This is a genomic window from Geobacillus zalihae NBRC 101842, assembly GCF_001544135.1.
Classification (GTDB): Bacteria; Bacillota; Bacilli; order Bacillales; family Anoxybacillaceae; genus Geobacillus; species Geobacillus zalihae.
Map to the genome: position 1 here is coordinate 1 of NZ_BCPV01000094.1, position 8,208 is coordinate 8,208.

Below are 8,208 nucleotides of genomic sequence, written 5' to 3' on the forward strand. Positions count from 1 at the left end.
TTTTTATGAAATGAACCCGTTTCCATGCTTATTTGACCTCTGCTCCTTTTTCGTTGGCCAAGCGCCAGTCGCAAACAAATATTGTATGTAAAAAATATTTTTTATCCTTTACTACTAAATATTAATTTATTATAATTTTAATGTACGAATCATTATCAATTCTAGTTGGCAGAAAAAGCAACTAGAAAGATAATGGTGATATTTGAATATGGAAAGGGGAAGAGGAAATGAAAAACCAAAACCAACACAACACTTCCAAATGCCCGTATCACGGCAGCGTCACAAGCTACAACTCAAATCGAACAACCAATAAAGACTGGTGGCCGAACCAGCTGAACTTAAGCATTCTCCATCAACACGACCGAAAAACAAATCCTCATGATGAAGAGTTCAATTATGCCGAGGAGTTTCAAAAACTCGACTATTGGGCGCTCAAAGAAGATTTGCGCAAACTGATGACCGAAAGCCAAGATTGGTGGCCGGCCGATTATGGCCATTACGGCCCGCTGTTCATCCGCATGGCGTGGCATTCGGCGGGAACGTACCGCATCGGCGACGGCCGCGGCGGCGGTTCGACCGGCACGCAGCGCTTTGCCCCGTTAAACAGCTGGCCGGATAACGCCAACTTGGATAAAGCGCGGCGGTTGCTGTGGCCGATCAAGAAAAAATACGGCAACAAAATTTCTTGGGCTGACTTGATGATTTTGGCCGGCAATGTCGCCATTGAATCGATGGGCGGAAAAACGATAGGGTTTGGCGGCGGTCGTGTCGATGTCTGGCATCCGGAAGAAGATATTTACTGGGGAGCGGAAAAAGAGTGGCTCGCCTCTGAACGCCATTCCGACGATGGTGAGCTTGAACATCCGCTCGCCGCGTCAGTCATGGGGTTAATCTATGTCAATCCAGAAGGGCCGGACGGCAAGCCGGATCCGAAAGCAGCGGCGCGTGATATTCGCGAGACGTTCCGTCGCATGGGGATGAACGATGAAGAAACGGTCGCCTTGATCGCCGGCGGCCATACATTCGGCAAGGCGCATGGCGCCGGTCCTGCCACACACGTCGGTCCTGAGCCGGAAGCCGCACCGATTGAAGCCCAAGGGTTAGGGTGGATGAGTTCTTACGGAAAAGGGAAAGGAAGCGACACGATCACAAGCGGCATTGAAGGTGCCTGGACGCCGACGCCAACTCAATGGGATATGTCGTATTTCGACATGCTGTTTGGCTATGACTGGTGGCTGACGAAGAGCCCAGCCGGGGCATGGCAATGGATGGCGGTCGATCCGAATGAAAAGGATTTGGCGCCTGATGCCGAGGATCCGTCGAAGAAAGTGCCGACGATGATGATGACGACCGACTTGGCGCTGCGGTTTGACCCAGAATACGAAAAAATCGCCCGCCGTTTCCATCAAAATCCAGAAGAATTTGCGGAGGCGTTTGCCCGGGCATGGTTCAAGCTTACCCATAGAGATATGGGACCGAAAACGAGATATCTCGGCCCGGAAGTTCCGAAAGAAGATTTCATCTGGCAAGATCCGATTCCAGAAGTCAATTACGAATTGACAGAAGCGGAAATTGAAGAAATCAAAGCCAAAATTTTGAACTCCGGGCTGACGGTCAGTGAACTTGTGAAAACAGCTTGGGCCTCGGCCAGCACGTTCCGTCACTCCGATAAGCGCGGCGGAGCCAACGGTGCCCGCATTCGTCTTGCACCGCAAAACGAGTGGGAAGTGAACGAACCGGAGCGGCTCGCGAAAGTGCTGTCCATCTATGAGGACATTCAACGCGAACTGCCGAAAAAAGTAAGCATCGCCGATTTGATTGTCCTTGGCGGCAGCGCTGCGGTGGAAAAGGCAGCCCGCGACGCTGGCTTTGATGTCAAAGTGCCATTTTCCCCCGGCCGCGGCGATGCGACACAAGAACAAACCGATGTCGAGAGCTTTGCGGTATTAGAACCGTTTGCGGACGGCTTCCGCAACTATCAAAAGCAAGAGTACAGCGTTCCACCGGAAGAACTGCTCGTTGACAAAGCGCAGCTCCTTGGGCTGACCGCCCCAGAAATGACGGTCTTAGTTGGCGGTTTGCGCGTGTTAGGCGCGAACTATCGCGATCTGCCTCACGGCGTCTTCACCGACCGCATCGGGGTGCTGACGAACGACTTCTTTGTCAACTTAGTCGACATGAACTATGAATGGGTGCCGACAGACAGCGGCATTTATGAAATCCGCGACCGGAAAACGGGCGAAGTGCGGTGGACGGCCACCCGGGTTGACCTTATTTTCGGAGCCAACTCGATCCTTCGTTCGTACGCCGAATTTTACGCCCAAGACGACAACCAAGAAAAATTTGTCCGCGACTTTATCAACGCTTGGGTGAAAGTCATGAACGCCGACCGCTTTGACATTCATTTGAAACAAGCCAAAGGTCGGTCACAGTTTAACCAACAAAAAAAGCAGCTTGTCCGTTTAAGGGGCAAGCTGCTTTTTTATATTCATATCCAGGGATTCTTTCTTAGACTTGTTGTGGATCAAAAGGGAAAGATTCGTTGAAAGGAAACTAGAGCGCTCAATTACCTGTTTTTATGCTTATGTGTCAGAGATTTGCAGAAAGAAAAGAGCCTTCGGAGAATCTTTGAGAATAGTATGTATTTTATTGACAAATTATGTGTTTTTCAGTATGATTGCGGCAGAATCAAATCAAGATCAAATAGCATAGGGAAAGGGACAGGACAAACGTTCACGTCAAAATAAAAAGACAGCTCAGCCCTGCCCGACGGTGGCGGGGAAAACAACACCTTCTTTTTATGATTGTAAGGTATAAACATGTTTTAGTCAACACAAAATGAATTTATGTATGGGCTTATAAAGCAGCATATGATTCACAAGAAATAATACGAATTCAAAAGATCATGATTGAGAATCCAGCGATGCCTCTAAAAGAGCTTAGACTCAAGGCAGGCTATCCGAATACCATGAAGAACACACTGATCGGATACAAGGATCAGATTGAAGGGTGGGGTAGGAATTATTCTATTTTATGATTCTCTTAGTTAGTTTTTTTTATCAATAAATATGAATCTTTGACACACAAAGAAAAGAAGGAGTTTTCCCATCATGGACGTTCGAATTCGGGCCATTTATGAAACCCGAGTTCGGCAGTCATGGCCGGCTGCATCTGTAAAATAGATCTGGAAAGGAGCGCCCGATGAGGATACGCAAATGTGCTAGAGCAGTGATCATCAATGAGCGAAACGAAATTCTTCTTCAGCAATTTGAATTTCGGGATGTAGTAGGGAACAAAGTGTTATGGGTTACTCCAGGAGGGGGCATTGAAGAAAACGAGACCCCAGCTGAAGCTTTAAAAAGGGAATTATACGAAGAACTAGGCATAGTGGTTGATCTTCTCGGTGGCCCCATATTCCAACTGGATGTATGGATTGAAGGAAAACAAGGTTCTTTTATTAGCCGGGAAATTTATTATCACGTTACGATCCAATCCGATACGGTGTTGTCTATCGAACATATGACAAAGAACGAAAAAGACACACTGAAAGGACTCAAATGGTGGAGCAAAGACGAATTGCAGAAAATCGACAACTTTGCGCCTCGTGAAATATTGAACTACATATAGTTTTCTGCTTTTCACTGCGCTGCGGTTGCAGCGAGTCGTGGGGGGAGTAGAGGGAATCGTGACGTTCTTTTCTCTCTTTTTCCCATCTTAAGTTAACATAATATAAAGTGAAGGATAAAAAAATGATAAGTCAGTAAGTTTACTTAATAATCAGGTATAAACTTTGATAATTCGTATAAAAAAATGATAATTGTAGCCAAAAAATAAATTGAGTTAATTTATATAAACCCGTGGTGCTAGATAAACTCAAACAAGCATAAAAATAGCCCTTGCATGAGGATCTCCTTAAAATGAAAGTGCAACCAAACATTGAAAAGGAGAATCCCTATGCAAGAGCACTTTCATTTTACTACAGATCAAGCAAAGATTCAAAAGCAATATGCCGCCATTTTCTTTTTTGTCTCTGCCCAACTGTCATCGATTCAGATGTACCTACAGCGTCGCAACCGCCATTTGGTCAAACAGGAAGACGCCGTGGTCATCGCGATTCATCTTTTAGGAAAGTTGCTCGGTTTTACATCCGAACGGGCATGGCATCGCTTTGTCACTGGAAATTTGTTCACAAATGGCTCGTTTCTCGAACGTTCCCGGTACAACCGCCGTTGCCGGGCGCTGCGCTTCGCCATCAAATGGATCGCCGTCGTGAGCAAAACGCGGCCAACATCATGCCTATGCCGTCGTCGACAGCTTGCCGCTCCCGTTGTGCCATACCGCAAGAATGCATCGCGTCAAACGGTTTCAAGAGATCGCAGACATCGGGTATTGCGCTTCCAAAAAGCAATGGTACTATGGGTTGAAGCTGCACCTTCAAGTGACCGATCAAGGGTTGCCCATGGGCTATGTGGTAACGGAAGCATCCTGCCATGATCGTATCGCCGCTGAAAGCGTGATGACTCAAATTCCTCATCCCTATAACTTTGGGGACAAAGGATTCATTAGCCGTGAGTTGCAAAAAAGGCTGTACGAAGAGTACCAAATGGCGCTTTGGACTCCGTCTCGAAAAAACCAGAAACATTGCTCGTCCGAGGCATGGGAGAAATGGATCCAACAAAAACGCAAAGTGATCGAGACGGTGTTCTCGGTTCTAGTTGACCAATACCGGATCACAGGGATCCGAGCAAATTCCATGATCGGATTTGAAGTAGCGCTCGACGGCATATTGTTAGCCTATTCGCTGGTCACACTAGGGCTAGTTGAGTTCTAACGCTCAACTAGCACCACGGGTAATAAGTATTAATAAGTTTAAAAAGGAGAGGCAACGCGTTGGAACTACGTCATTTGAAATATTTCATAACAGTGGCTGAAGAATTACATTTTGGTATTATGATACAGTGATGAATGGTTGTTATCAGGCAGGATTCTATCCAAAGGTAGTACAAGAAACACAAGAATTACCTACTGTCATCTCTCTTGTTTCAGCAGGAATGGGCGTAGCTCTTGTACCAGCTTCGATGCAATATGTATTCAAAAATAAAGTTGTTTATCGTGACATTCAGAATAATCCATTTACCACTACGATGGCCCTTGCTTGTTTATTGCAAAATAAAAATACAGAGTTCTGCAACGAAAAGTGCAGAGCTGAAGGCAAAGAAAAAAAGGCTTGCCAGCCTCTAACATTTCCTCTACTGTGGAAGTTGTGAACACATAACCAAACAGTGGAGGAGCGAAAGGATGCTGGCAATGCCCGAAATTAATCGTATCAGAAAACTGCGTGAAAAGAAAGGGTTATCGATTGCGGAAATTTCCCGTGAAACGGGATATAACTGGAGAACGGTCAAGAAATACGCAGATGAAGACATTTCTGTCCAACCAACCATCAAACGCAAAAAGGGGATGATGGAGGAAGAAGGGTACGGGCAAATCATTGATGACTGGTTGGAGGAGGATGCCAAGCTGCCGAGAAAACAACGGCGAACGAACAAGACGATGTTTGAAGCGCTTTGTCGTGACCATGGATTTCAAGGCTCGTATCGCACCGTTTGCGCGTACGTGCAAAAACGAAGACCGCAGCTCAAGCTCGAGAAAGAACAGCGCTATGAACGACTGGAGCACCCGCCAGGCGAGGCGCAGGTGGATTTCGGGAAGATGACGGTGGTGACGAAGGAGGGGAAGGAAGAAGAGCGATCGGTTTTGATCATGAGCTTTCCCTATAGCAACGCTGCGTTTGCTTATCCGCTGCCGGCGGAAAACAGTGAATGCTTCCTCCACGGGTTGACGCAGCTGTTTCGTCAGGCTGGGGGAGTGCCAAAGGCATTGCGCATTGACAATTTGTCCGCGGCCATTGTGTCGATTCGAAAAGGGGGAGAACGCCGATTCACCGAGGCTTTTGAGAAATTCCAACTCTACTATCGGTTTGATGTACAAGTGTGCAATCCATACAGTGGACATGAGAAAGGAAATGCGGAGCGAAAAGTCTATTACACTCGCAACCTTTGTTTCATCCCCGCTCCATTGATGGAGTCGGATCCGGAGCTGGTGGAGTGGCTGCATCGCAAGATGGTCGAGGACCGAAACCGTCCTCATTATGAAAAGGGGCGGTGGATCGAGGAACTATGGCAGGAAGAACAACCAGAGCTGTTGGCGTTGCCGGAACAAGATCTTCCGATCTTCTCCCTCGATCACGCTTACGTGAATAAATACGGAGAAGTGATGGTGGATGGGAAGGCGTTCGTCGTCCATGGCCTGTCCGTCCCCAACCGGGTGTTGGTGAAGAAAGAATGGAATCGTTTCGTTGTGTTCTCTTCCGATGGAGACGTCCATCTTGAAGCGCCAAGGCCGTATACGAACGTGAAACGCGAAATCCCTTGGAAAGAGATTTTCGCTGAGTGGGAGACCAAACCCCGGGTTGTCGGACATTCCCGCTACCGGACGTACTTGCCGGAGGCGATCCGAATGTATCTGGCTGGCCCCCCCCCCGCCCCAGGTGGTGGCCCGTTTAAAAGGACTGCGAGCGCTGTTGGATCGGCACACGCTTTACGAAATCGCCCAGTGGCTCGAGGAGAGTCAGCGATGGGACTTGACTCCTCATGAAATCGGCGTGTTGATGGAAGCGAAGCACTCCTATTACCCGGACAAGTGGGAAGAATCATACACCCCTTCCGTTCTAATCGACTATGAAACGGATTTAACGGTGTATGATCAACGTCTTCATCCCGCTCGGGAAGGGAGTGTCCAGAAATGAGAGCAGAGGTGAAAGAGATTTGTAAAGCGCTGCATTTGGCCTATATCGCAGATCGATTCGAGGAGGTGAGATTCGAAACGAAAGAACAGTTTTTGCGGGATGTATTGGCGCTGGAACTGTCGTGCCGCCAAGAAGCGAAACAGGCTCGGCTGATCAAGAAAGCCAAGTTTCGGGAGTGGAAATGGCTGAAGGATTACGAATGGTCGGGTCATATCCATTGGCCAGCCACGACATTGAGGGAGGAACTGTGTGACCTTCGCTTTTTGGAGCGAAAGCAAAACGTTCTGCTTTTAGGTTCACCTGGAACGGGGAAAACCCATCTCGCCACAGCACTTGGCATTCAGGCGTGCCAACAAGGCCATGAGGTTCGGTTTTTCCGCGTCGCGGATCTTGTCGCCCAGCTGGAAGAGGCGTTGAAAAACGGCACGCTCGGACGGCTGAAACGAAGCCTCGACCCATGCGAACTGTTGATTTTGGATGAACTCGGCTATGTGCCGTTTCAAAAGCAAGGATCGGAACTGTTGTTTCATATTATCGCCGACTGTTACGAGCGAAAAAGCGTCATGGTGACATCGAATCTAGAATTTGGACAGTGGAATCGGGTGTTTGGGGACAACCGTTTGACGGCAGCGTTAGTGGATCGCTTGGTTCACCATGCCCACATCTTGGCCTTCACGGGAGAGAGCTATCGACTGCGGAACGCTCTCTCCGCGATCCAGCCGTCCTCTGCCCCCGGTCTGGAACCTTAAGTCTTGAGCTGGCAAGCCTATGTATTTTTTCTTGCACTTCTCTGCATTTTTTGCTTGCAAAAAACACCTTGCTTGGAAAAGTGACAATCTATCACCAACTGTACATGCGTTTATTGATCTAATGAAAAAATCTGTCATTCCACTCTTTAACCAGCATGATTGGAATGATCTCTTTTAGGTCAAGCAAACCGTTAAATGTGGGGGACACCAACATGAGTAAAGCGAGAACTCATTGGTGAACCATACAGAGTTTGAGTTCCATTTTAAGTCCAAATAATTGTATAAACATGAAAAGACTGATCTGGCATCAAAAATTTCAAAGAGGACAAATATAATTTCTATCTTTAGCTCAGTAAGTGCCTATATAATTCCTAGAAGAGAGTTAAATAATGTAGAGGAACAAGAACTTATCTTAAATCAAAGTTAACACACATTGAGAAAGAAACAGTAAGGTAAAAAAGAATTGATACTTCTGCCACAAAAGGAATCAAAAAGAGACATCAATTCTTAAATATTTTCATTCTTCTGATGGTGCCGTGTAGATGCGGCATGGTTGTCTCTCACTCATGGAAGAACGAATGAACTTCCATCATCTGTAGTGCCGTGAAATGCAAGCATGGGTGGCTATGATTCAAAAAAGTTATTATCAAC

3 protein-coding genes and 3 pseudogenes are annotated in these 8,208 nt (G+C 47.1%); all 6 read left to right on the forward strand.

What is annotated here, in order from left to right:
* Positions 1-227: 227 nt before the first annotated feature.
* A pseudogene (katG, locus tag GZ1_RS16795) lies at positions 228-2,420 on the forward strand (catalase/peroxidase HPI); the annotation flags it as partial.
* Positions 2,421-3,201: 781 nt separating this feature from the next.
* Positions 3,202-3,627, forward strand: coding sequence for an NUDIX hydrolase (locus tag GZ1_RS16800; RefSeq protein ID WP_015374844.1), 426 nt, complete (start codon positions 3,202-3,204; stop codon positions 3,625-3,627).
* A gap of 327 nt (positions 3,628-3,954) precedes the next feature.
* Positions 3,955-4,831: pseudogene (locus GZ1_RS16805) on the forward strand (IS982 family transposase).
* A gap of 103 nt (positions 4,832-4,934) precedes the next feature.
* A complete protein-coding gene (locus GZ1_RS19800) occupies positions 4,935-5,267 on the forward strand; it encodes a LysR substrate-binding domain-containing protein (RefSeq protein ID WP_278247987.1) in 333 nt (110 codons plus the stop codon).
* Positions 5,268-5,298: 31 nt separating this feature from the next.
* A pseudogene (gene istA, locus GZ1_RS16810) lies at positions 5,299-6,808 on the forward strand (IS21 family transposase).
* On the forward strand, positions 6,805-7,557 hold the full coding sequence (gene istB, locus GZ1_RS16815) for an IS21-like element helper ATPase IstB (RefSeq protein ID WP_060788942.1): 753 nt from the start codon (positions 6,805-6,807) through the stop codon (positions 7,555-7,557). The pseudogene istA and the gene istB overlap by 4 nt, the downstream one beginning before the upstream one ends.
* Positions 7,558-8,208 lie beyond the last annotated feature (651 nt).